This window comes from uncultured Metabacillus sp. (assembly GCF_947503125.1).
In the GTDB taxonomy this organism is placed as follows: Bacteria; Bacillota; Bacilli; order Bacillales; family Bacillaceae; genus Metabacillus.
The window spans coordinates 1-338 of sequence record NZ_CANNCR010000205.1 but is presented as its reverse complement, the minus strand read 5'-3'; the positions used below and the strand labels follow the sequence as shown (position 1 = coordinate 338).

Genomic DNA, 338 nt, shown 5'->3' with positions numbered 1-338 from the left:
AGGATGACGGGATCGAACCGCCGACCCCCTGCTTGTAAGGCAGGTGCTCTCCCAGCTGAGCTAATCCTCCGATTTAAATTGGTGACCCGTACGGGATTCGAACCCGTGTTACCGCCGTGAAAGGGCGGTGTCTTAACCGCTTGACCAACGGGCCAATGTAAGATAGTGGCGGAGAGCAAGGGATTTGAACCCTTGAGACAGCTTTCACCGTCTACACGATTTCCAATCGTGCTCCTTCGGCCACTCGGACAGCTCTCCAAAATGGCTCCGCAGGCAGGATTCGAACCTGCGACCGATCGGTTAACAGCCGATAGCTCTACCACTGAGCTACTGCGGAA

General features: G+C 55.6%; 3 tRNA genes. All 3 read right to left on the bottom strand.

What is annotated here, in order from left to right:
- Positions 1–79: 79 nt before the first annotated feature.
- Positions 80–154 (bottom strand) — tRNA-Glu (locus tag Q1B07_RS26880).
- Positions 155–166: 12 nt separating this feature from the next.
- A tRNA-Ser gene (locus Q1B07_RS26875) sits at positions 167–258 on the bottom strand.
- 4 nt (positions 259–262) lie between these two features.
- Positions 263–337: transfer RNA gene (locus Q1B07_RS26870), tRNA-Asn, on the bottom strand.
- Between the last annotated feature and the right edge of the window lies 1 nt (position 338).